Raw genomic sequence first — 22,962 nt, 5'->3', positions numbered from 1 at the left:
GCACAGTTTGGGGGAATGGATGGTGGATTACATTTGAAGTCTAAAATCCACTGGCATGACTACCCAATCCTACATATCCGAATTCAACCAGTCTACCACCGAGCTACTCGATGCGCTGGGCCATTTTTCGCAGGAACAGCTGAACCGCGTTCCCTTCGCCGGCAGCTGGACGCCGGGGCAGGTGGGGCAACATCTGCTGATATCCGAATCCGGCGTTCCGGAGCTTTTGCGCGGCAACACCAGGCCAACAGATCGCAATCCCGAAGCCCTGGCGCCGGCGCTCCGCTCCATTTTCCTCGATTTCACCACAAAATTCGAAGCCATGGAATCCATCCGGCCCGACGATTCGCCCAAAGACCGCGAACAGCTGATGCAAGCCCTCAAATCCAACCGCGAGGATATTTTGCAACTCGTTGCCGGCACCGATCCAAACCTCCTCCTCCTGGATTTCCCTTTCCCGCAACTGGGCGAGCTCACCATCCGCGAATGGCTGACGTTCCTCACCGTCCATTCCCGCCGCCACATACATCAACTGAAAAAAATGGTGCCGTTCCTGGATTGAAAAAGGGGACGCAGCTTTCGCCACATCCCCTTTCCAATGGAAATATAATGGGTCAGTACTGTACCACTGCGCCGATATTGAACGCCGCGCCTTTTCCTTTCGAATGGAATCCCGGGATCTATTTTTGTGGGAAGAACTACAGTTTGAAGAAGATTTTTTTCCGGTACAGCCAGTAGCACAGCCCCCAGTACAACCCGAGCGTTACAAGCGCAGATGCTACGTTCATCCAGTCTTCGGTCATGCCCGTCCATCCCAGGAACCCCGTCACGAAGATGGCTACCGCACCATTCAGCCATTGGTGGCCTACGGTTTCGAACACCAGGTAAATGAAAATCGGGTTCATGCCCACCACAACCGGGACCCACGCGCCGCCGTTCCGCTTTTTGACGTCGATGAACCAGAACAGGAAAGCTGCCGTCCATAACACCCAGCCACCGGACGCCAGCACGAACGAGCTGGTAGCGATCCGTTTGATGATCGGGGTAACGCCTGCCCAGTCTAGCCCGTATCCCACGGCCAGCGAGATGGCGCCTGCGGCGAAGAGGACCGTCACTTTTCGTTGTTGGGTAATATTCCCGTCGATAAGGATTTTTCCGATGAGCACGCCCCAGATGGTATGCGCCGCCGTGGGAATGCAATTGATGGTCACCCATCCGCCGGAATTCATCTTTCCCATCAGCAACAAATCCACCCAGTTGCCAAAGTTATGCTGGTCTGTAAAAGGCTGATCGAAACCGGGGATGCCGGTGGTACGGTAACAGAGCTCCGTAAGCACCAGCAGCGCCACAGATACGATGATCTGGAAACGTACCGATTTTTGAATGATGGCATAAGCGATGATGGTGGTGACAGACAATTGCGTCAAGACGTTCCACAATTCCCACACGAGCCGGCCCTGGTAGATGCAATGCAACCCCACGCCGCAAACCAACAGCCGGAGGCTTCTTCGCAGCACATGCGGCCAGTTGGCGCTCCAGGCAACGCCTTTCCGCGTAAATGCGATGTACATCGCAACGCCGGCGATCGTCATGAAGGCCGGCTGTACGAGGTCCCAAAATCGGAGCCCGTTCCAGGCATGATGGAAAAACTGGCGAACGATCCCTTCCGCCCAGGAATCTTTGGCCAGCGGGCGGAGCGAACGGTAAAGCTGGGCGCTTTCAGCCGCCAGCAGGATCATGATCCAGCCACGCATAACGTCCAGCGAAAGAAGGCGCTTGGAAGGGGATGAAGGCACAGGTGTTTTCATATATTATTCCGTCTTGACGATGAAAAACGAAACACGGCGAACGTGGAGGGCGCCGGGATGTAGAAATATACGATTTGCCTTCGTAATTGTCATTCGCTTTTTTGCAGCCGGGCCACCCGCCAACAATCAACAATCGTTATACCGGTAATTCGTATGATCGAGCGCATCGAGATAGAATTCCTCCTTTTCTTTGGGGATGTCCTTTTTCCGGAGGGTTACTTTGCGGAGGGTTTTGCCGTCGGGCGATATCCAGGTGCCGGAGAAGCCTTCGCCGGTTTTCTGGAGGATCAGCACGCCGGACACGCCGGTTTCCACCATGATGAACTGGCCCTTGTCGTTGTAATCGACGGACAGCAGGAGCCATTTGGAGCGGTCGAGCTGCTTGTTGTAGGTATAAATACCCTGGTACTGCTCTTCCGGTTTGCAGGGATTCGGCGTGGCCTGGAGGAACAGCGTCACGGGGATTTTGCCGTCGATATCGCCGGTATAAAGGGAATTGACGGGTTTGTCCTGCGCGGAAGTACGGAGGGAAACGATCAGCAGGGCCACGATGGCGAGGAAACGGATATGCATGCAGGTGATTTTTGGGTTCGGTGGATGCAAATGTCTGAAAATTTGCCGTATCTTTTTTCGCACATTCCACCATGAAAACGATTACTTTTCTCACGGCCCTGCTCGTTTCCGCTACCACGTTCGCGCAGAATTACGACGAAGCGCTCGTTCCCGCTTACACCCTCCCCGACCCGCTCGTGCTGCTGAACGGCCAGCCGGTTAGTGATGCGAAAACCTGGAAAACGGCGCGCCGCCCGGAAATCCTCCGGCTGTTCGAGAACAACGTGTACGGGGTGATGCCTAAAGACATGGATTCCACCCGTTTCGAAACCCTCCGGCAAAACGCCTCCGCCATGAACGGACGCGCCATCCTCAAAGAAACCCGCATCACCGTGTTCCGCAACGGCCAATCGGTCGCCATCGGGCTGACGCTCTTCGTCCCGAAGAATGCTTCAAAGCCAGCCCCCGTTTTCCTCCTCATCAACAACCGCCCGAAAAGCAATACCGATCCCGACAGAAACATCAAAAGCCCCTTCTGGCCCGCTGAAATGGCGATCAACAGCGGATATGCCATCGCCGCGTTCCAGGTGGGCGACCTCGCGCCGGACGACAAAACAAAGTTCTCCGAAGGCGTGCTCCGCCTATATCCCGACCATCTGCGCATGGAAAACGGCATGAAAGCCATCGGCGCCTGGGCATGGGGCGCCTCCCGTGTAATGGACTATTTCGAGAAAGAACCGCTGGTAGATGCGAAGAAAGTGGCGCTGGTGGGCCATTCCAGGGGAGGGAAAACGTCGTTGTGGGCCGCCGCGCAAGACGAACGCTTCGCCATCGCCATTTCCAACTGCTCGGGAAACACCGGCGCCGCGCTCGCCCGCCGGCAATTCGGCGAACGCATCCGCGTCATCAACACCCGCTTCCCACACTGGTTCAACGATAACTACAAACAATTCAACGACCGCGAAAACGATCTGCCCGTAGACCAGCATATGCTCATCGCGCTGATCGCACCGCGGCCGGTATATGCCACCAACGCCACGAAAGACCTCTGGGCCGATCCCACCGGCACTTTCCTCGCCCTGAAGAATGCGGAAAAAACCTATGCGCTATTCAAGCGCAAATCGGCACTTCCCGCGTCTCCTCCACCCGTCAACAAGGCCATCGAACGTTCCGTAATCGGTTACCACAACCGCGAAGGCGAGCACGATATGACGGAATCCGACTGGCAACATTTTATCCAATTCGCGAACTATCATTTCAAGCAGAAATAAAATTCCATGCGTAAAATCATCCTCTCCGGCCTCGTACTGGCCGCTATCGCCACAGTTGTAATGGCCTTCCGGAACAAAAGTTCCCACATCCCTCCACCCAAAACGAAACTTTCCCGCGCCACGCTACAAGACAAGATCAGGGGCGGATGGGCCGGCCAAACCATCGGCTGCACCTACGGCGGACATTTCGAATTCAGGTACAACGGCATCATGGTCCCCGATAACATCCCCGTACATTGGGACAACGGAAGTATTCAACATTGGTACGACAGCTTCCCCGGCCTGTACGACGATGTGTATATGGACCTCACCTTCGTGGAAGTCTTCGATAAATACGGCCTGAAAGCTCCGGTGGATTCCTTCGCCAACGCAGTTGCCCATGCATCGTACCCGCTGTGGCACGCCAATCAGGCCGCCCGCTATAACGTGCTCAACGGCATCAAAGCGCCGGCAAGCGGGCACTGGATGAACAATCCGCATGCAGACGATATCGATTTCCAGATCGAAGCGGATTTTGCAGGGCTTATGTCGCCTGGAATGCCCAACACCTCCAGCATCATTTGCGACAGCATCGGCCACATCATGAATTATGGCGACGGATGGTATGGCGGCGTGTACGTGGCGGCCATGTATTCGCTGGCGTTCGTATCGGACGACATTCAGTGGATCGTGACCGAGGCGCTGAAAACCATTCCCGCACAAAGCAAATACCGCAAGTGCATGGAAGCCGTGATCGCCACGCACAAAAAGCATCCCGACGACTGGAAGCAGGCCTGGGCCGAAGTAGCGCGCAACTGGAACGAAGACCTCTATTGCCCGGACGGGTACCAGTCCGACTTCAACATCGATGCCACGGTGAATTCCGCGTACATCCTCATCGGATTACTGTATGGCGGCGGAGATTTCACCAAAACGATGGACATTTCCATGCGGTGCGGGCAGGATGCGGATTGCAATCCCGCCTCCGCAGCGGGGATCCTGGGCACGATGATCGGGTACAGCAACATCCCGGAGAAATACCTGCAGGCGCTGAAAGTGGTGGAAGACAGGGATTTCGTGTACACGACCGCATCGCTCAACGATCTCTATAAAATGAGCTACGAACATGCGCTGCAGGTGATCCGGGCCAATAAAGGGAAAGTTGGGGAAGATGCCGTCACGATCTCTTACCAGTCGCCCAAAGCGGTAAGGCTCGAACAGGGTTTCAACAGCCATCATCCCACCCAAAAAATCGCCGTCCATAAACTGCTGCAACATACGGAGCCGATACGGTTCGATGGGAAAGGGATCGTTGTCAAGGGATATGTGGAAGGCGATCAAAACTATGCCGCGGAAGTGGAATTGCTCATCGACGGGAAAGTAGCGAAATCCGTCAGCCTCCCCGCCAGTCTCACCACCCGCCGCAACGAAGTGGCCCACGCTTTCACGTTGCCGGCAGGAAACCACACGGCTACCCTTCGCTGGAAGAACCCGGCAGACGGCGTCAAAGTCAATGTGACGGAGGTGTTGGTGTTCTCCCATCCACCGGCTAAAAACTAAATTCACGCGGCGCCAATTCGGCGCCGCTTTTTATTTCAAGCTGTATTTTCATTCCAGTAAAAACTATCCGGCGTAGGCCGCTGCCCGAAAATGGCCGTACCCACCCGCACGATGGTGGCGCCCTCCGCGATGGCGATTTCCAGGTCGCCGCTCATGCCCATCGACAGTTCGCTCATATCCACCCCATCGATCCCCTGCGCGCGGATGCTGTTGCGCAGGTTCCGCAGCAGCCGGAAACAGGCCTGCACTTTTCCGGCTTCGGCGCTGAGCAGCCCGATCGTCATCAATCCCTTTATCCGCAACGTTCCCAGTTGCGCCACGCTCCTGACGAGATCGAGCGCCAGGGCGGGCTCCACGCCGAATTTGCTGGCCTCGCCGGAAGTGTTGACCTGGATGAGCACGTCCATCGTCCTGTTTTCGGATCGCAGGCGCTGGTGGAGCTTTTCGGCAAGGTCCGGCCGGTCGAGCGACTGCAGGCACGACACGTTGTATTTCAGCAAATCCTTGATCTTGTTGGTCTGGAGATGGCCGATGAAATGATTTTCGTGGGGAATGTCTTCCAGCGCCGCGAATTTCTCCTTCAGCTCCTGGATCTTATTCTCGGCGATCAATGTCCGGCCCGCTTCCAGCGCCACGCGGATGCGTTCGGGCGGAACGGTTTTGGTAGCGAGGAGCAGGCGTACGTCCTGCGGGTCTCTGCCGGCAGCCACGCAGGCATCGGCGATACGTTTTTCGATGATGGCGATCTGATGGAGGATATCTTCTTTCATGCCGGTACAAGCTGTAAACGGCCGAAGCCCGATCTGCGACCGGGACTTCAGCGATGAGGAAATATCAGTACTGCCCTGAATTGTATAGCTATCGGGCAGCATGCATCACACCACAAATGTACACCGCTTCTGGACGCATCTACCGGTCCAGATCTGAAAATTGAAGTAGTCCAGATGATTATTTACAATTCGCCTTTAATTCCTCCATCGCTTCTTTAACTCCCAAATTGGCGGCCGGTTGGAACACGGTGCAAGCGAGGCCGGTTTTGTTGCAGGCAATACAGGGAATATTTCGCAAAATCCGATATACGAAAAAGCACCCGGGCCGCGGCGATGTGCCGCGGCCCGGGTGCTCCATTATTATATATCGACCGGTGTGAAAAATGCTATTTCGTCATTTTGAAAAGGCCCATCACCGCTTTACCCTGCACCTTGGCGCCTTTCGTGCCTTTGGCCGTAGCGAGGTCCACTTTATAAATGTAGATGCCGTCCGCATTCTGGACATGCAGGTAAGCCAGGCCCTTGTCGATCACGCAGCCGTATTGAAGGCCGCCGCCGGTGTGGAGGGGAACGTCTGTTACGTTGGTGATGGTTTTGGCGGTGAGGTCGATGATGGCGAGGCGGCAGTCGCGGTTCGTCCATTTATCGCCGGCAACGTGGTCTTTGAAGCTGAAGATCTGCGCGAGGGCTTTGCCGCCGCCGATGTATTTCATGCCGCAGAGCTTGTAGCCGCCCGTGGCCGTTTCGATGTTGAAGAAGTAATCCTTGTCGAAATCGGTGGTGCCGTTTTTGATGCGCAGAATACCGGAGGGTTTGGCGGAAGGCACGCTTCCCGCGGCGATGGCGCCCGCGGCGGAATAAGTGTACACGTCACCGCTTTCCGTAATGCTCAGTACATCGTTGCTGGCGTAGCGGCCCAGCGTGCCGGTGCGCTCGTCCTTGATCACTTTTTCCAGTTTCAGGTCAGGATAGGAGAAAATGGCGAGGTAAGCGGAATCTGCGTATTGCGTATCGAATCCGGAGTTTTTGATCTGGAAGAACGGCGCGAACACTTTTCCGCCGACCATCCGCACATCATTGAAATACGCCCATTCTTTCCAGTTGTTGGCGGTCTGGAAAACGTTGATCTTCGCCTGACGGGCCACGCTCATGCTGGTGGCGTTGATCTCGTAGAAAGTGGCTTCGGCCGATCCGTCGCGCGGACAAAACATGCCGAACATCCTGTCCTGGTCTACCACACCGCGGGCGTGGAGGCGGAGGATAGAGAATTCGCCGTTCTTTTTGGAAAGGATGCCTTTATCGTTGAGCGCGTATCCCGGCACTACGTTGGTGCCCTGGTAAGTGATGCTCAGCAGGGTTTTGCCCACCACTTCGTACATGCGGTAGCTTTTCTGCTCGATGCCCTGCCCCACCGGCGTGATCACGCCCGTCATGAGGTCTTTGCTCTGTAATATGTAATCGGTGGCTTCGGAAGAACTGCCTTCCGCCGTAACGGCGATCACGAAGGTGCTGTTGTCCGGGTTCACCAGGTCGTCCGGGTTCACGTTCTTGTCGCTTTTGGAGCACGACGAGCCGGCAATGGTCATGGCGGCCGCCAGGGCCGGCATCAAAAGTTGTACTTTTCTCATGTTTTGATGGTCTATATGTTAGATTAATATTTGCTGAGGAAGTAGCGGAGTTTCATGTAGAAAGCGCGTCCGGGCTTTTGCATGAGGAAGTTGTCGTACAGGCGCTCATCTGTCAGGTTGCGGCATTCGAGCGATACGTTGTACTTCCCGTTTTTGAGGGTGTAGGTGGCGGAAACGTCGTGCGAAAGCTGCTGCGGCACTTCGTTCTTCTCCCAGCTGTAACCCAGGCTGGGCCATTTGAGATAATAAGCGTGCACGTAGTTCAGGTGATAATTTACCCCGAGCCGGGCGTGCGAAAATCCAACCTTTTTGAATTTCACGCCGAGGTCCAGGTTGCCGAAGAGGTACGGGATGTTAGGGATCTGGTCTTTGTAGATGGCGCTTTCCACATTGCTGCCGGGCGTTTCGAAGCGGGTGGTGTTGATGAGGTGTTGATAAGTGGCGTTGGCGGCGGCGGTAAACACATCCTTCCAGGCGTATTTGATATCCGCATCCACGCCCGTATTCCGGACGCCGCGCACGTTTACGGACTGCGTGCGGGTATCCACGAGGTCAACGCGGATGAAGTCTTCCGCGTCGCGCAGCACGAAATTGCCTTCCACCATCAGCCGGTGGCGCTCACCTAACTTCCGGGTGAACACGGCGCCGAAATTCACATTATCGCTGCTTTCCGGGCGAAGGTTCTTATTCGCGACATGGTTGATGCCGTCCCCGAACATTTCGTCGCCTTCCGGCAGCCGGTATGTTTTTTCATAGGAAAGCTTCAGCTGGAGCGAAGGGATCAAATAATACGCCGAAGCCACGCCATAGCCGGTTTTGGACAGATCGCTGTAGATAGGCTCCCAATGCGGATTGGTGTAAATATCCACCCGCTGTGCGGATTCCCCTTTCACGAAGTATTCCTTGACGAACACCGAAGTAGACCACCTGTCTTTATAATCATACTTATATCCCAGGCCCAGCACCGATTTGCGGAGCTTTTGCGGTGTTTCGTAGGCTTCTTCGTTGGGCTTGAGCGGATCGTGGCCTTCGCGGTCGAAGTTGGTGAACGTGTAATTGACGCCGGCCGAATGCCCGCCGCCGATGTTGTAACCCAGGCTGGCATTGGCGATGGCGAGATTGTTGGAGAATTTGTACAGGCTCCGGCTGTTTTCGCCGCCGGGCACGTACTGGCCTTGTTCGTTGAAGGTATTGTCTTTATACTCGCCGGCCCAGTTATAGACGCGGTTCAGCGTGTCTACGTTGCGCGTGCTGCCGAAATTGTAGCTGCCGTAGAGATTGAAATCGAGCCCCTTCACGAAAAGGTCCGTCTTTTTATACTTCAGCGTGGGCATGATGGTGTAGCTCCGCTGGTTCCAGCCGCCAAACACTTTCGACATCTGCGCAGCTGTCTGTATCTGGCGGTCGTTTTGCGACAGGATGATGCCGAGCATCAATTTATCGGCATACCGCTTCCCGGTGACGCCCATTTCCACCTGCGCGGTTTCCGATTTGTATCGGTCGTGGAACCTGCGGAAGCGCTGCTCCGGGCCGATGATCAGCGTGTTGAGGTCGGTAACGCCGGTATGGACCCGGTAATTGTTATCGGAATAGTTCTGGAAGAAGTTCCCCAGCACCGTAAACCCCGTTTTCTCCCCGGTATACCCCGCGCTCACGGCGCTGCGGTGGGTATTGAACGATCCGTAGGAATAGGACACGTCGAGATAGCGTTGCGTTTTGGCATTGGTGACCACGTTCACCGCGCCACCCAGCGCATCCGCACCCAGCCAGATCGGCACTACGCCTTTATATACTTCGATCCGGTCGGCGAGGTTGATGGGAATATTGTTCAGCGTGAGGGAAGAACCGAAATTGTCCATAGGGATGCCGTCGAGGAAGAGCTTAACCTGCCGGCCGGAAAACCCGTTGAGGGAAAAGTTGAAACTGGAGCCCAGTCCGCCGTCTTCCCGCACCCGTACGCCGGCCGTTTTGCCGAGCACCTGGTTGAGGTCTTGCGAGCTGTTGTGCAGGGGCTTTGCGTCGATGGAAGTAACGGCGTACGCCTGGCGGTTCACCTGCTGGTTGGCGGTAAGCCCCGTTACATTCACTTCTTTCACCTGCGCCGCCTTGCGGTCCAGTACCACATCCAGCACAGCGTTTTCACCGGCCTTCAACGTTACCGTTTTTTCAACCCGCGAAAACCCGACTGCCGAGAACTCCAATGTATAGTTGCCGGGCTTGAGATCGGGAAGCAACCAGGCTCCCGTATTGTTTGCAGATGTACCCAGACGGGAACCGCTTATTCTGACAGACGCGGCCGCAACCGGCGCCCCGCCATTGTCTTTCACCGTTCCCGAAACGGACGCGGATTGCTGCGCCCACAGGCTGAAAACGGACAGGCATAGCAGACCCGTTAACAATATTTGCTTATATTGCATTGCTTGAAATTTGATCGATTGAAAGCTCCGCCGAAAGGTGGATAGCCGTACAGTTGGCGCTGTGCGGCTTTTTTTATGCTTTAGTTTGAAGGGGCAAAGTTGCGCAAGGAAAACCTTAACATATGATCGAAATAGGAAAACTATTTGCGCGATGCGGAAATCCCGTTCTCACGGCCACGCATTCACGAAAAAGGGCCGTCCCGGAAGACAGCCCTCAAACTGGTTAATAATGTTCTTACGGGTTGATCCGTTTCGCATCTTCCCATTTCAATTTCCCCGGCCATCCCCATCCTGCTTTCGAAAAATCGCAGAAGTCCCCGTATCGCTGCATTTCGCTTTGCAGTAACGCGCGCAGTCCGGCGACTTTCTTTTGATGCGTTTTCGCATCCGCCAGGTTATTCTTTTCCAGCGGATCTTTTTTCAGGTCGAACAGCTGAACGGGATGTTGCCCGTTCACATTATACACGATGAGCTTCATCCCGTCTTTCACGATCGCGCGCTGAAGATTGGAGTAAGTGATGAACAGCCGGTCGCGGCCGGTAAAGCGGGAAGGCGTAAACGCCTTGTCCAGCGAAATCCCTTCCACCGTTGCGGGCTGCGGCAAGCCGGCGAGTTGGCACAAAGTCGGGAACACATCCGTCAGGTAGCAATACGCATCCACGCGCTTGTTCGCCGGAATGCCCGGCCCGGCGAAGATCAGCGGCACGCGCATGGAATGGTCGTACAGGTTCTGTTTGCCCAGCAACCCGTGCTGCCCCACGGCCAGCCCGTTGTCTCCCGCCAGCACGATGATGGTATTTTCGTACTGCCCGCTCGCCTTCAACGCATCCAGCACCCGCCCGATCTCATGGTCTACCTCGCTGATCATGGCGTAATATTTCGCGATTTCCAGCTTCACTTCTGCAGGATTGCGGGGTGTAGACAGCAGCATTTCATCGCGGACGGTCAGTTCACCGTTATCGAAAGGATGTTTTGCCATGAAGTTGCCCGGCAGACTGATTTTCGCCGTATCGTACAGGCGGAGGAACGCTTCCGGCGGGGTCCTCGGATCGTGGGGCGCAGTAAACGCGACGTACATGAGGAACGGCTCCTGCCGCGGCTTCCGGATGAATTCGATCGCCGCATTGGCGTAGCAAACGGAAGAAAAATCGTTGCCGGTAAATGGAGATTTGTACGTCCCGGTAGGATCGTAATGATGAAGTTTCGGCTTCCAGTGGCCGCCTTCCTTTTCCGTATGCATGCCGCCGAAGAAGATATTATCGCCCGAAGCGAAAGAACGGTTGAAGGAAGCGTGATCGCTATGCCATTTGCCCGTTGAAAAAGTCTCGTAGCCGGATTCGCGGAACACTTCGGCGAAGGTTTTCTCCGAAGCCGGTATCACGCCTCCATCCTCATGCACGCTGAAGACCGGCCGCGACGTGAGGAGCATGGCCCTGCTGGGCGCGCAAACCGCCCCGCCCAACGATCCCATGATGTGCGCCTGTGTGAACACGGTACCGCTTTTCACGAGCCGGTCCATATTCGGCGTGTGGATTTCCGCGTTCCCCAGCGCCCGGATCGTATTGAACCGCTGATCGTCCGTCAATAACACCAATACATTTAACCGCTTGGGCGACTGCGCGCGCAGCCCCGTCCCCGTCAACAATAAAACCGCCAGCAGAAGGCGGGAAAACCCTGAAACCATGGCTACAATTTACCGTCAAACTATTCAAGAAGCACGAAACATCATAATAATATCTTCCCCTGGTCCGGTAATTTCTTGTCCGCCCCCAACAAAACAGGCCCCGCACAACCGCGCGGAGCCTGTTTACCGGGTTTTTCAAGCTTATTATTTCCAACCGCCACCCAGCGCGCGGTAAACGCCCACCAGCGCCTGCATTTGCTGCAGTTGCGTTTCGATCAGCTCGAATTTGGACTCCAGTGCGTCGCGCTGGGTCAGGAGCACTTCCATGTAATCCGCACGGGCGGAGGTGAAAAGGCTGTTCGATATCTCGATGGATTGTGTGAGCGCATCCACCTGTTTGGCCTGCAACTCGAATCGCTTATCGAGATTACCGATTTTCGACAGCTGGTTGACCACTTCCACGTATGCGTTCAAGATCGTTTTCTCGTATTCGTATACCGACTGTACCTGCTTCGCATTGGCATTGAGGTACGCCGCTTTGATACCGTTCCTGTTCACCAGCGGCGCCACCAGGTCTCCCGCGATCGAATACAGGAGCGATTCCGGCGTTTTGACGAGGTACGATGGATTGAAGGCCCTGTACCCCACGCCCGCCGTAATGCCCAGGGAAGGGTAAAACTGCGCGCGGGCGGATTTTACGTCGAGCTTCGCGGCGGCCAGGTTCAGTTCCGCCCGCCGGATGTCGGGCCGGTTGGCCAACAGATCGGCCGGAAGGCCGGCGGCCACCTTGGCGGAGGCCGTTCCGAATGCCGCGTCGTTCCTGCGCACCGGCTGCGGAAATCGCCCGCAAAGGAAGTTGATCTTGTTTTCGGTTTCGGTGATGCGCTGGAGGATATCGAACCGGAGGCTCTGCGTCCGCAGCACTTCCGCTTCAAACTTCCGCACCGCCAGTTCCGTTACGCGGGTGGCTTCCTTCTGGAGCTTCACGATGTTGAGGGCATTGCTCTGGATGGCGATGTTCTGGTCGAGGATTTCCAGTTGTTTGTCGAGCGCCAGCAGTTCGTAGTACGAAGCGGCGATTTCGGCGATGAGGTTCGTCACCACGAAGTTCCGGCCTTCCACAGACGCCAGGTACCGCGCTGCCGCGGCATCTTTTGCGTTGCGGAGCTTATGCCAGATATCCACCTCCCAGCTGGCGAACGCGCCCACGAGGAAGTCGCCCAGGGGCTCGGGCATTTCCTTTCCTTCCTTGATCTCGGTATTGGCATCGTTGGCGCCCTGGCTGGTGTAGCGGCCCACTTTTTCCACGCCGGCCCCGGCGCGCAGCGCCACGGATGGCAGGTATTCGCCTTTCCGGGCACGCACTTCGTTGCGCGAAATCTCGATTTCCTGCAGCACGATGTTCAGTTCCTGGTTGCGCTGCAGCGCGGTATCGATGAGGGCCGACAATTCCGCATCGGCAAAAAATTCTTTCCACTGCACCGCCGCGCTGCTGGTGCCGGGCGCGCTATCGAAGGCCGCCGGCATGTTCTTGTCTGCCTCCTTCCCCGTGATGGCGGGGATCTTGCAGGCCGTGTAGCCCAGGCTAGCGCAGCCGATGGCGATATATGTGATGGTTCTGCGATTAAACATTGTGTTCGAGTTCTTCTGTTAATGGATTTTCTTCTTCGTCGCGGATGAGCTTGCGCTTTTCGGCGATCCGGCCGAAGATGTAATACAGTCCGGGTATGACGAGCACCCCACCGATGGTACCGATCAGCATCCCGCCGGCCGAAGCCGCGCCGATGGTCCGGTTACCGATGGCGCCGGGGCCCGTGGCAAATACCAGCGGGATCAAACCGGCGATGAATGCCAGCGAGGTCATGAGGATGGGGCGGAAACGCACCCGCGCCCCTTCGATCGCCGCGTCCAGCACCGTCATGCCGGAACGGTGTTTCTGCACGGCAAATTCCACGATCAGCACCGCGTTCTTGCCCAACAGGCCCACCAGCATCACCAACCCTACCTGCGCATAAATGTCGTTGGCCAGGCCCATCATCTTCACGAGGAAAAACGCGCCGAACACGCCCGCGGGGAGCGACAGCACCACCGCCAGCGGCAAAATGAAGCTCTCGTATTGCGCGGCCAGGATCAGGTATACGAACGCCAGTACGATGAGGAAAATGTACAGCGCCTCGTTCCCGCGCTCGGATTCATCTTTCGACAACCCTTCCCAGTCGATATCGTACCCGCGCGGCAACACCTGCGCCGCCACTTCCTGGATCGCCTTGATGGCCTCGCCGGAACTGTAGCCCGCCGCAGGCTCGCCGCGGATGGCAGACGACGTGTACATGTTATACCGCGTGATCTCGTTCAGGCCGTGCGTTTTCCGGATCGACATGAATGCCGAATACGGCACCATTTCGTCGTGGTCGTTCTTCACGTACAGCTTCATCAAGTCGTCGGGCAATGCGCGGTATTCCGGCGAAGCCTGGACGTATACTTTCAATGCCGTACCGAATCGCACGAAACCCAGTTCGTACGTACTACCGATCAGGATCGAGAGGTTATCCATGGCCTTGCCGATGGAAACGCCCTTCTGCATGGCGGCTTTGTTATCGATCTGCAGCTCGTATTGCGGATAGTTGGCGCTGAAGAATGTGAACAGACCCGTCAGCTCCTTGCGCTTGCCGAGGGCTTCCATGAACTGGTCGTTCACTTTTTCGAGCTCCTTGTAGTCGTCGTTGTTGGTCTTGTCGAGCAACCGCATGGCGAAACCGCCCGCAGCACCGTATCCCGGAACGGCCGGCGGACCGAAGAATTCGATCGTGGCGCCGGGGATTTCCTTCGCTTTTTCTTCCAGTTCCTCGATGATCTCGGTGACGTTGTGTTTACGTTCCGACCAGTCTTTCAGGTTGATCAGGCAGGTACCGGCGTTGGAGCCGCGCCCTTCCGTCAACACTTCATAACCAGCCAGTGCGGAAACGGAGCGGATGCCGTCCACTTTTTCGGCGATCTCCTGGAGCTTCCGTGCGATCTCGTTGGTACGCTCGAGCGTGGAGCCGGGAGGCGTCTGGATGATGGCGTAAATCATGCCCTGGTCTTCGTTCGGGATGAAGCCGGAAGGCAGTTTCCGCGAAATCCCGAAAATGCCCGCGCAGCACGCAATCAGCACCGCCCATGTGATAACGCGGCGGCTCACGATAGCGCGGAGCAGTTTTTCGTAACGTCCGGTCAGCTTGCCGAACAACCGGTTGAAACCGTCGATGAACAGATCGATCGGGTTTTTCTTCTTCGGTTTGCCATGGTTGTTTTTGAGGATCATCGCACAAAGCACCGGCGTCAGCGTCAGCGCCACTACGCCCGACAGTACGATAGACGTGGCCATGGTGATGGCGAACTGCCGGTAGAAAATCCCCACCGGGCCAGACATGAACGCCACGGGAATAAATACCGCCGCCATCACGAACGTAATGGCCACGATGGCGCCGCTGATCTCGTGCACAACTTTATATGTGGCCGCGTACGGCGACAGATTTTCTTCCTCCATCTTGGCGTGTACCGCCTCGATCACCACGATGGCGTTATCCACCACGATCCCGATCGCCAGTACCAGCGCGAAGAGCGTGATGAGGTTGATGGTGAGGCCGAACACCTGCATAAAGAAGAATGCGCCCACCAGCGATACGGGTACCGCCAGCGTGGGAATGAGCGTGGAACGCCAGTCGCCCAAAAAGATGAACACCACGATGGCTACGAGGATGAACGCCTCGCCGAGGGTATGCAGCACTTTTTCGATGGAGGCATCGAGGAAGGAGGATACGTCGTAGCTGATCTCATAATCCATGCCCGGCGGGAAATCGCCTTTGATGGACTCCAGTTTCGCTTTGATGTCCTTGATCACTTCGCTGGCGTTGCTGCCGTACGTCTGCTTCAGCACGATCGCCGCGGAGGGATGGTTGTTCAGGTTGGAGTAGATATCGTAGAACTCGCTCCCGAATTCCACGTCAGCGATGTCTTTCAGATACAGCAGCTTTCCTTCCGAGCTGGCACGGATGATCACGTCCTGGTACTGTTCCGGTTTGTTGTAGCGGCCCTGATAGGTGAGCACGTATTCCAGCGCTTCGGAACGCTTGCCATCGCTTCGGCCGAGACGGCCGGGCGAGCCGATGATGCTTTGGGTAGACAGGGCTTCCATCACTTCTTCGGTAGACACGTTGTAGGCGCGCATCCTGTCGGGCTTGAGCCAGATGCGCATGGCGTACTGGCGGCTGCCGAGGATCTGGGCGCTACCGATCCCTTTTACCCTCCGCAATTCCTGGAGGATGTTGATGTTGGCGTAGTTGTAGAGGAAGTTTTCGTCGGCCTTGGGATCCTTGCTGTACACGTTCACGTACATGAGCATGTTGGGCTGGAGGATGTTGACGATGATGCCTTCGCGCTGTACGAGCTCCGGCAACCTGCTGGTTACCTGCTCGATACGGTTTTTCACGTTTACCACGGCCTGGTTGGGATCGGTACCGAGGTCGAACACCACCTGGATGTTGGCTTCACCGGCGCTCACGGCGTCGGAGGTCATGTATTTCATCCCGGGAACGCCGTTCACGGCTTTCTCCATGGGGATGAGGACCGACTGCACGAGCACGTCGGCACTGGCGCCCGGGTAGGCCACGCTCACGATCACGCGCGGCGGCGCGATGGAGGGGAACTGCGACGTGGGCAGGGTATTGATGGCCAGTACTCCGAGAAAGATGATGAATACGGAGATGACGATCGCGAAGACCGGCCTTTTCATGAATATGTTGAACATTCGATTCGCGGTTTTAAAAGTCTATGGATTATTCAGACGGCAGCACTAACTGCGAGATCACGGAGCGGGGGTTTTCGAATTCGAACGCGATCTTGTCGTTGTTCTTCACCTTCCGCAACCCTTCGAGCAGGATTTTTTCGTTGCCTTTCAAACCGTCGCTCACCACGAACAGGTCGGGCATTTCTGCGCCGATGGTCACGGGTTTCAGCTGAACGGTATTGCTGTTGTCTACCACATAGACGTATTTGCGGTCCATGATCTCGAGCGTGGCTTTCTGCGGGATGATCACCGCGTTTTTCAATTGCTCGCGCACGAGGATGGTGCCGGTTTCCCCATGGCGGAGGAGCCCCTCCGAATTCGGGAAAGTAGCCCTGAAGGCGATATTACCGGTTTCGTTGTTGAATTCGGCTTCGATGGTTTCCACCACGCCGGGGTGCTGGAACACATTCTTGTTGGCCATCCGGAGCTGCACCTGTGATTTTTCCCTGGATTTGGCGCTGGATGCGTAGTTCAGGTATTCCGCTTCGGATACGTTATAATATACCCACATCTTGCTGTTGTCTGACAGGCTCGTGAGCAGGTCGCCCTCTTCCACGAGGCTGCCGAGCTTCATGTCGAGGTGGTTGATGATCCCGTCGAACGGCGCGCGGATCTCCGTAAATGCGAGGTGCACCTTGGCGAGGGCGAGCTCGGCATTGGCTTTTTTCAGTTTGGCGTTGGCCATGGCCAGCTCGTTTTTCGACACCACGTTCTTATCGGCGAGCGATTTGGTGTTCTGCACTTCGATTTCCGCCGCCTGCGCTTCGGCTTCCGCCTTCAGCAGCTCGGCTTCGTACAATTTCGGCATGATGCGGAACAGCAACTGGCCGGCGCGCACATGCTGACCTTCGTCTACCAGCACTTCCTGGAGGTATCCCTTTTCCTGGGCCCTCACTTCGATGTTGCGGATGGATTTGATCTGGCAAACGAACTCACGGGTAATGGTGGTGTCTGTCGTCAGCGGACTGGTCACGAGCAATTTTGCATTTTCTTCGTGATGTTCTTCTTTCGGATGGCAGCCGGTATGGCACAGGAGGGCGCATAAGCCCGACAATATGAGGATCTGCTTCATATAAAAAAATGGATCTGGGTACGTTTTTATGGAATAAAGCTTCCGATCGGGCACGCAAAATGCCCGTCCGCATGGCGGCGTCGTGTTACGGAAGTGAATGAACGGAGGACGTCCCGGCCGCAAGTAGCCGGCGGGTCAGGATCAGATCCTGATCACGCGCTGCACGATGAATTTATCGGCGGATGCGTAGGAGAAATGCTGGCAAAAAGGTAATGGGAGTTGGGGAGAGATGGAAGGGAGGCGGTTGACGTCCGTGAAGATGGCGGTGATGAGGATTTTGCAGAAAAGCTGTTGTTTACGGAAGTTCTGCGCGTCTTCATCTTCCTGGATCTCCACTGCCTTCGTTTTTTCGAAACCCTCGCGCGCGTCTGGCGGGGCGGCTGGGGTGAACTGGTCTTCTTCGCAGTGTGTGTCTGCCGGTATGTCGTCGGCGGTGAGGTTCTGAAAATATTTTCCGGGGGAGAAACGGGTGGCCTGGCAGCACGAATGCGAATATCCTCCCAACAGGAGCATATACGCAGTAAGCATGAATCCGATCAACAATCGTGTCATTAGACTATTTATTGCCGTGCCAGTTTGATGAATCCCGCCCGGGACCAAAATCGGTTTTTGGGCGAACGGGTGTAAAATTAATAGGATTGCCGGCAAACTGCAAACTGTTTTCCCCAAATCCACATTAATTTTTCCTTAAAAATGCCTTAAACGATACATTTTCATATTTTTAATATGTTTAAAATGTTATCCACACGCTTATTTGAAACGGGTGTTTTTTGGATTATTTTTAGTTGATCCGGATTTATTATGCGTTTGATATTTTGTCTGTTGATGACCGTTGCGATGCAGGAATCCCCTGCCGCGGTGCTCCACACGGGGCATGGGCAGCGTTTTGCGCAGCTGGCGGATGCGGCGGCGGCGGCCCTTCCGGGAGACACCATTTTCATCCATAACGGCGTATACCCGGGCGATGTGGACCTTGGCGGTTTGAAGGGCTCCCCGGGCCGGTGGGTCTGCATCCTGGCCGAAAGCCCCGGCAAAGTGATCTTCCGCGGCGGTACTTCCGCCTGGCATGCCAGCAGCATCGCGTGGCTCCGCGTAGAAGGGATCGTATTTTCACACCAAACCGGCAACGGCGTCAACTTCGACGACGGCGCCCGGCCCGATTCCCCGGCGCATCACCTCCACTTCCGGCACTGCGTTTTCCGCGACATCGCAGCACAAGGCAACAACGATCTCCTCAAACTATCCGGCGTCCGGGATTTCACGATAGAGGACTGTGAATTTGAAAACGGCGCCCGGGGCGGCAGCGGCGTCGATATGGTAGGCTGCCACGATGGACGGATCGTCCGATCCCGGTTCGCCGACCTCGGCGCCAACGCGCTCCAGATGAAAGGCGGCAGCAGCCATATTACGGTGGAAGCCTGTCGCTTCAGGAATGCGGGCAGCAGGGCCATCAATCTCGGCGGCAGCACGGGCGCCGCTTTCTTCAGGCCCGCCGGCGCAGCGTCCGAGGCCACGCGGCTGTCCGTCCGGGCATGCGTGTTCGAGGGGTCGGACGCTCCCGTGGCGTTTGTGGGATGTACCGATTCGGAAGTCGTTCAAAATACCATTTATCTACCGCGCCGCTGGGCCATCCGCATCCTCCAGGAAAACAAAGACACCGTCCGCTTTGCGAAATGCGCCCGGAATGTGTTCCGCAACAATATCATTTACGTAGACGATCAGCTGCGCACCGCCTGCAGCACCGGCGCCGGCACATCCCCCGAAACTTTCGTCTTTTCCCACAACCTCTGGTTCCATGCAACCGACCGCCAATGGCAAGGCCCGCAACTGCCCGCGCCCGAGCCCGGCGGCATGTACGGAAAAGATCCGCAGTTCGCGCATCCCCTGTCCGGCGATTTCTCCATCCTCCCCACGAGCCCCGCCGCCGGCGCGGGCGCCGCCAATCCTTCGCCATTGTCCGACCACCGGGGCAACGCTTTCCGGACTGCCCCTTCAGTCGGCGCTTTCGAGGTAAAGCCTTAGTTAACGTCTGTCCGGCACTTCTCATTCAGTAAGAATTCCCTTAACTTCGACCTACAAGAACGCTTTTTTATGAATTACGAAGACATGGTGAAAAACCAGGCCGGCGAAATGGTAGAAAACCTCATCGCGGAAACGCTTGGTAAAAAAACATTCGACATCCGTTACGATTACAACGACAGCGAACAGTGGTCCGTCATCTCCACCCACACCGACGAAGACAATGAGATTTCCCTCCGTGCCTACGGCGCCGACGATTATTTCCTGTACTTCGGTTATTACGATGAAGACGATGATTTCCACGAACTGCTGCAACAGCTGTCCCCCGAAATCAAAAATTCCATTCCCAAACCGCTGCAAAACGCTATGGAAAAAGTGCTGAACGATGAGCAGGGCATGCGGCTGCCAGGGAATTTCCTTTCGAAATAACCCAACGAACGATAATGAAAAGGCCCGCTTTTTACGGCGGGCCTTTTTTATTTCAGGACAAGACTTACGAAATATTCTCCAAAAACTTCAGCACTTCCTCCCGCTTGCGGCTGCTCACGGGGATCTGCTCGTTGTTTTCCATCTGCAGATACCCTTCGCGGTAATACTTTTTCACGAACTGAAAATTGACGAGCCAGGATTGATGGCAGCGTAAAAAACCCGCCGGCCCCAGGATACTTTCATATTCGATCAACCCCTTCGACACGAGGATTTCCCGCTTGCCGGTCAGGTAGAAAGTCGTGTAACCCTTGTCGCTCTTGCAATACATGATATCTTCCACCGACACGATCTCCATATACTCCACCCGCTTCAGCGCCAGCCGCTTCACATTCCCCGCCCCCTGCGCCCCGTAATGCTGCCGCGCGATCTCCAGCTGCTGGCGGTCGAACTGCTCCTGCTGGCGGTGCTGGGAACATTTGTCCAGCATGGCAGACAGCGCATTTTCATCGATCGGTTTGAGCAAATACCCGAAAGCCCCCATGTTCAGCGCCTGGATGGCGTACTGGTCGTATGCCGTCAGGAAGATCACCTGGAAACCGGTGTCGCCGATCTCGTGGAAAAGGCGGAAACTATCCCCGTCTTTCAGCCGGATGTCGGCTAGAATGATGTCGGGCTTCAGCGCGGGAATTTCCTTCGCCGCGGTGGCATTATCCGCCGCATGGCCCACTACCTGGACATTCGGGTTTTTCTGCACCACCTGCAGAAGGTGTTGCAGAATGCGGACTTCATCTTCGAGTATGTACAATTTCATGCGCATGGTGGTTGGATTTAGTCCCTGATCTCGGGAATGAGGATGTGGACCGAAACGCCGCGCCCGCCGGCATCTGACTTATTTTCCACATCGAACCGCGCCCGCTGGCAATCTGTCGTGAACAGCGCCTGGAACCGTTCTTTCAGAATGGTTTGGGCGAGCGACTGTTTCTTCTGTTCGCCGGGGCTTTTTTCGGTGATGCCTTTTCCGTTGTCGTTCACGGTGATGTTCAGTTTACCGTCGCGCAGCGCGAACCCGATCGTCAGCATCCCTTTGTATTGAATATTCCGGAACCCGTGCTCGATCGAATTTTCCACGAACGGTTGAATGATCATAGGCGGGATGAGCAGTTCTTCCGGGCAGGTGCCTTCCGCCAGTTCCACTTTATATTCAAACAGCCCCGGATACCGCATTTGTTGCAGTTGCAGGTAGTTTTCCAGTGAAAAAATCTCTTCTTCGAGCGAAATGAAATCTTTCCGGCTTTGTTCCAGCACATTGCGCAGGAGGCCGGAGAAAACACTCAGGTAGCGGACGGATTCCCGGGTATCGCCGGAAGCCACGAGGCTTTGCAGGTTGGCGATGGAATTGAAAATGAAATGCGGGTTCAGCTGGGCCTGCAGTAATTTTTGCTCCATGATGAGCCGGTGGTTTTCCGACTCGAGGCGTTTATTTCTTTCGGTCAGCTTGGTTTGCCGGTAGAGGAAAAACAGGAACCCGATGCCGCCGAGGAACGCGACGGTCCCCAGGCCGAGGATCCATCTTTGCTGGCGGATGACGCTTTCGTTGAGGGCGTTGCGGCTGCTCAGCTCGGCGATGTTGCGGTCTTTTTTCTCGGTTTCGTATTTTTCGTGGATCTCGGCAAACTTGACCGCTTCGATCTTTTTAAGATTGCGCACCTCGATGCCATACGCCGAATCCAGGGCCATTACCGCATTCTTCATATCGCCCTTCATCCTGTAAGCTTCCACGAGACCTTTATAATACAACGGCGTCTGCCGGCTGTTGTTCATCGCTTTTGCCATGGCCATGGCTTTGTTGTAATACAGGATGGCGGAATCGGGCTGGCCATTGTGATTGAAGCTGGTGGCGAGGTTGTTGTATGCGACCTCGTGGGATCGGCCCGTCCTTTCGAGGAAATCCACATAAATCCTGCTGCAGGCGAGCGATTTGGCGAATTCCCCCCGCTTGCTGAGCACCTGCGCTTCGCTGTCGTACGTGCGCACGATGGCCAGGCTGTCGCCGATGTGGAGCGCCAGTTTGCGGGACAGCGCGTTGTACAGCATCATTTTATCGAAATCGTCCATCCGGTACGCGAGCAGGAACGACACGTCGTAGTGCCGCTGCATGATCACGGGATGGCTATTGTAGGGATGCGATTTGAAATGGCGCTCGGCGTATTCGAGGGATTCGCTTTCGTTCCCATTCTGATAATACGCTTTGGCCATGAGGTCGTAGAACCTGAAAGTGAGCGGACTGTGGAGGCGCTCGGCTTTCTTCATCGCCGCCAGGATTTTCTGCATCAGTTCCGCTTCCACCATCATGCCGCCGCGGCTTTCATAGTCGAGGATGGTGTGGTCCCGGAGCAGGGAAATATCGTCATCCGCCCCGTTCCCTTTCATTTTGGCGAATTGGGCCATGGCGCTGTCGCGGAATTCCTGCTTGAAAAGCCGGCGCCCGCGGAAATAGTGAAAAAACGGGTTGGCGGTACTGTCTGGCCGTTTGGACAGGAGACTATCCTCCCGGAAAACTACTTTCCAGAATGGGTCAGACGCGAGTGTGTCCATACCGATAACGAGAGAAAGGTAATCCTTGTCTTCCGGTACCGCGGCCGGCTGCGGGGCTTTCCGCTGCGCGGTCCGCTCTCCGCAGGATGCGGTCATGAACAAGGCGATTATCCCGAAGACAGCCAATGCCGGTCTTACATTCATCTTCAAAAATTTGCTCAGCTAAAAACATAAAAATACGATCCGTTCCCTATATGCGGAACGGTTAGATCGCATAACAATATAAATGTACCTATCAGGGGGGATATGCGGGGTGCCGGTTCCATATCCGCGGGGTTCCGGTCCAAATCCGCCGTTTTTCGCCGGATTCCTGCGCCGGGGAGTTCCGCCTGGTTCAAATATGGGCCGAAAAGCTTCGAATATGGATTTCAATCCGCCGGATATCGGTTTGCCGTTGCCGGGGCTGCGAT

17 protein-coding genes are annotated in these 22,962 nt (G+C 55.8%); 5 read left to right on the top strand and 12 right to left on the bottom strand.

Annotated features, from left to right (window positions below):
• Positions 1-55 precede the first annotated feature (55 nt).
• The gene (locus ACQKLP_RS04590) at positions 56-562 is read left to right on the top strand and encodes a DinB family protein (protein ID WP_427320482.1); all 507 of its coding nucleotides are present in this window, start codon (positions 56-58) and stop codon (positions 560-562) included.
• 136 nt (positions 563-698) lie between these two features.
• Here the strand turns inward: ACQKLP_RS04590 and ACQKLP_RS04585 are convergent, their stop codons facing one another.
• On the bottom strand, positions 699-1,808 hold the full coding sequence (locus ACQKLP_RS04585; protein WP_427320480.1) for an acyltransferase family protein: 1,110 nt from the start codon (positions 1,806-1,808) through the stop codon (positions 699-701).
• Positions 1,809-1,934: 126 nt separating this feature from the next.
• Positions 1,935-2,381: a hypothetical protein gene (locus ACQKLP_RS04580; protein ID WP_427320478.1), complete on the bottom strand. Its 447-nt coding sequence runs from the start codon at positions 2,379-2,381 to the stop codon at positions 1,935-1,937.
• A 71-nt stretch (positions 2,382-2,452) separates the two neighbouring features.
• Here ACQKLP_RS04580 and ACQKLP_RS04575 point away from each other — a divergent pair, with 71 nt between their 5' ends.
• Positions 2,453-3,631: a prolyl oligopeptidase family serine peptidase gene (locus tag ACQKLP_RS04575; RefSeq protein WP_427320476.1), complete on the top strand. Its 1,179-nt coding sequence runs from the start codon at positions 2,453-2,455 to the stop codon at positions 3,629-3,631.
• A gap of 6 nt (positions 3,632-3,637) precedes the next feature.
• Positions 3,638-5,170 carry an ADP-ribosylglycohydrolase family protein gene (locus tag ACQKLP_RS04570; RefSeq protein WP_427320474.1) on the top strand — a complete coding sequence of 511 codons (1,533 nt, stop codon included), beginning with the start codon at positions 3,638-3,640 and terminating at the stop codon, positions 5,168-5,170.
• Between the two features lie 35 nt (positions 5,171-5,205).
• Here the strand turns inward: ACQKLP_RS04570 and ACQKLP_RS04565 are convergent, their stop codons facing one another.
• The 8 genes from ACQKLP_RS04565 to ACQKLP_RS04530 all read right to left on the bottom strand — a co-directional run bounded on the left by ACQKLP_RS04565 (position 5,206) and on the right by ACQKLP_RS04530 (position 18,061).
• On the bottom strand, positions 5,206-5,940 hold the full coding sequence (locus tag ACQKLP_RS04565; RefSeq protein ID WP_427320472.1) for a YggS family pyridoxal phosphate-dependent enzyme: 735 nt from the start codon (positions 5,938-5,940) through the stop codon (positions 5,206-5,208).
• Between the two features lie 386 nt (positions 5,941-6,326).
• Positions 6,327-7,568, bottom strand: a complete 1,242-nt coding sequence (locus ACQKLP_RS04560; protein ID WP_427320470.1) for a DUF4374 domain-containing protein — start codon at positions 7,566-7,568, stop codon at positions 6,327-6,329.
• A gap of 23 nt (positions 7,569-7,591) precedes the next feature.
• Positions 7,592-9,985 (bottom strand): TonB-dependent receptor, encoded by a 2,394-nt coding sequence (locus tag ACQKLP_RS04555; protein WP_427320468.1) that lies wholly within the window; start codon positions 9,983-9,985, stop codon positions 7,592-7,594.
• A gap of 235 nt (positions 9,986-10,220) precedes the next feature.
• On the bottom strand, positions 10,221-11,669 hold the full coding sequence (locus ACQKLP_RS04550; RefSeq protein WP_427320466.1) for a sulfatase-like hydrolase/transferase: 1,449 nt from the start codon (positions 11,667-11,669) through the stop codon (positions 10,221-10,223).
• Positions 11,670-11,813: 144 nt separating this feature from the next.
• Positions 11,814-13,241: a TolC family protein gene (locus ACQKLP_RS04545; protein ID WP_427320464.1), complete on the bottom strand. Its 1,428-nt coding sequence runs from the start codon at positions 13,239-13,241 to the stop codon at positions 11,814-11,816.
• Positions 13,234-16,398: an efflux RND transporter permease subunit gene (locus ACQKLP_RS04540; RefSeq protein ID WP_427320462.1), complete on the bottom strand. Its 3,165-nt coding sequence runs from the start codon at positions 16,396-16,398 to the stop codon at positions 13,234-13,236. Before ACQKLP_RS04540 ends, ACQKLP_RS04545 begins: the two co-directional genes overlap by 8 nt.
• A 28-nt stretch (positions 16,399-16,426) precedes the next feature.
• Entirely contained in the window at positions 16,427-17,509 is a 1,083-nt protein-coding gene (locus ACQKLP_RS04535) for an efflux RND transporter periplasmic adaptor subunit (protein ID WP_427320460.1), read from the bottom strand.
• A gap of 141 nt (positions 17,510-17,650) precedes the next feature.
• A complete protein-coding gene (locus ACQKLP_RS04530) occupies positions 17,651-18,061 on the bottom strand; it encodes a hypothetical protein (RefSeq protein ID WP_427320458.1) in 411 nt (136 codons plus the stop codon).
• A 273-nt stretch (positions 18,062-18,334) separates the two neighbouring features.
• On the opposite strand from ACQKLP_RS04530, the gene ACQKLP_RS04525 reads away from it, so the two are divergent.
• Positions 18,335-19,531 (top strand): right-handed parallel beta-helix repeat-containing protein, encoded by a 1,197-nt coding sequence (locus ACQKLP_RS04525; protein WP_427320456.1) that lies wholly within the window; start codon positions 18,335-18,337, stop codon positions 19,529-19,531.
• 69 nt (positions 19,532-19,600) lie between these two features.
• Positions 19,601-19,957, top strand: coding sequence for a hypothetical protein (locus ACQKLP_RS04520; RefSeq protein ID WP_427320454.1), 357 nt, complete (start codon positions 19,601-19,603; stop codon positions 19,955-19,957).
• Between the two features lie 64 nt (positions 19,958-20,021).
• Here the strand turns inward: ACQKLP_RS04520 and ACQKLP_RS04515 are convergent, their stop codons facing one another.
• Together ACQKLP_RS04515 and ACQKLP_RS04510 are read right to left on the bottom strand one after the other, a co-directional pair.
• Entirely contained in the window at positions 20,022-20,768 is a 747-nt protein-coding gene (locus ACQKLP_RS04515; RefSeq protein ID WP_427320452.1) for a LytR/AlgR family response regulator transcription factor, read from the bottom strand.
• Between the two features lie 17 nt (positions 20,769-20,785).
• Positions 20,786-22,648: a histidine kinase gene (locus ACQKLP_RS04510; RefSeq protein WP_427320450.1), complete on the bottom strand. Its 1,863-nt coding sequence runs from the start codon at positions 22,646-22,648 to the stop codon at positions 20,786-20,788.
• Positions 22,649-22,962 lie beyond the last annotated feature (314 nt).

This window comes from Chitinophaga sp. NPDC101104, from assembly GCF_050277495.1.
Lineage (GTDB): Bacteria > Bacteroidota > Bacteroidia > Chitinophagales > Chitinophagaceae > Chitinophaga.
The sequence above is the reverse complement of the archived record's forward strand: the minus strand, read 5'-3'. Positions and strand labels throughout refer to the sequence as shown.

Coding starts and splice junctions, on each gene's coding strand:
- ACQKLP_RS04590 (WP_427320482.1), top strand. CDS start 56: ATGACTACCCAATCCTACATATCCGAATTCAACCAGTCTACCACCGAG.
- ACQKLP_RS04585 (WP_427320480.1), bottom strand. CDS start 1,808: ATGAAAACACCTGTGCCTTCATCCCCTTCCAAGCGCCTTCTTTCGCTG.
- ACQKLP_RS04580 (WP_427320478.1), bottom strand. CDS start 2,381: ATGCATATCCGTTTCCTCGCCATCGTGGCCCTGCTGATCGTTTCCCTC.
- ACQKLP_RS04575 (WP_427320476.1), top strand. CDS start 2,453: ATGAAAACGATTACTTTTCTCACGGCCCTGCTCGTTTCCGCTACCACG.
- ACQKLP_RS04570 (WP_427320474.1), top strand. CDS start 3,638: ATGCGTAAAATCATCCTCTCCGGCCTCGTACTGGCCGCTATCGCCACA.
- ACQKLP_RS04565 (WP_427320472.1), bottom strand. CDS start 5,940: ATGAAAGAAGATATCCTCCATCAGATCGCCATCATCGAAAAACGTATC.
- ACQKLP_RS04560 (WP_427320470.1), bottom strand. CDS start 7,568: ATGAGAAAAGTACAACTTTTGATGCCGGCCCTGGCGGCCGCCATGACC.
- ACQKLP_RS04555 (WP_427320468.1), bottom strand. CDS start 9,985: ATGCAATATAAGCAAATATTGTTAACGGGTCTGCTATGCCTGTCCGTT.
- ACQKLP_RS04550 (WP_427320466.1), bottom strand. CDS start 11,669: ATGGTTTCAGGGTTTTCCCGCCTTCTGCTGGCGGTTTTATTGTTGACG.
- ACQKLP_RS04545 (WP_427320464.1), bottom strand. CDS start 13,241: ATGTTTAATCGCAGAACCATCACATATATCGCCATCGGCTGCGCTAGC.
- ACQKLP_RS04540 (WP_427320462.1), bottom strand. CDS start 16,398: ATGTTCAACATATTCATGAAAAGGCCGGTCTTCGCGATCGTCATCTCC.
- ACQKLP_RS04535 (WP_427320460.1), bottom strand. CDS start 17,509: ATGAAGCAGATCCTCATATTGTCGGGCTTATGCGCCCTCCTGTGCCAT.
- ACQKLP_RS04530 (WP_427320458.1), bottom strand. CDS start 18,061: ATGACACGATTGTTGATCGGATTCATGCTTACTGCGTATATGCTCCTG.
- ACQKLP_RS04525 (WP_427320456.1), top strand. CDS start 18,335: ATGACCGTTGCGATGCAGGAATCCCCTGCCGCGGTGCTCCACACGGGG.
- ACQKLP_RS04520 (WP_427320454.1), top strand. CDS start 19,601: ATGAATTACGAAGACATGGTGAAAAACCAGGCCGGCGAAATGGTAGAA.
- ACQKLP_RS04515 (WP_427320452.1), bottom strand. CDS start 20,768: ATGAAATTGTACATACTCGAAGATGAAGTCCGCATTCTGCAACACCTT.
- ACQKLP_RS04510 (WP_427320450.1), bottom strand. CDS start 22,648: ATGACCGCATCCTGCGGAGAGCGGACCGCGCAGCGGAAAGCCCCGCAG.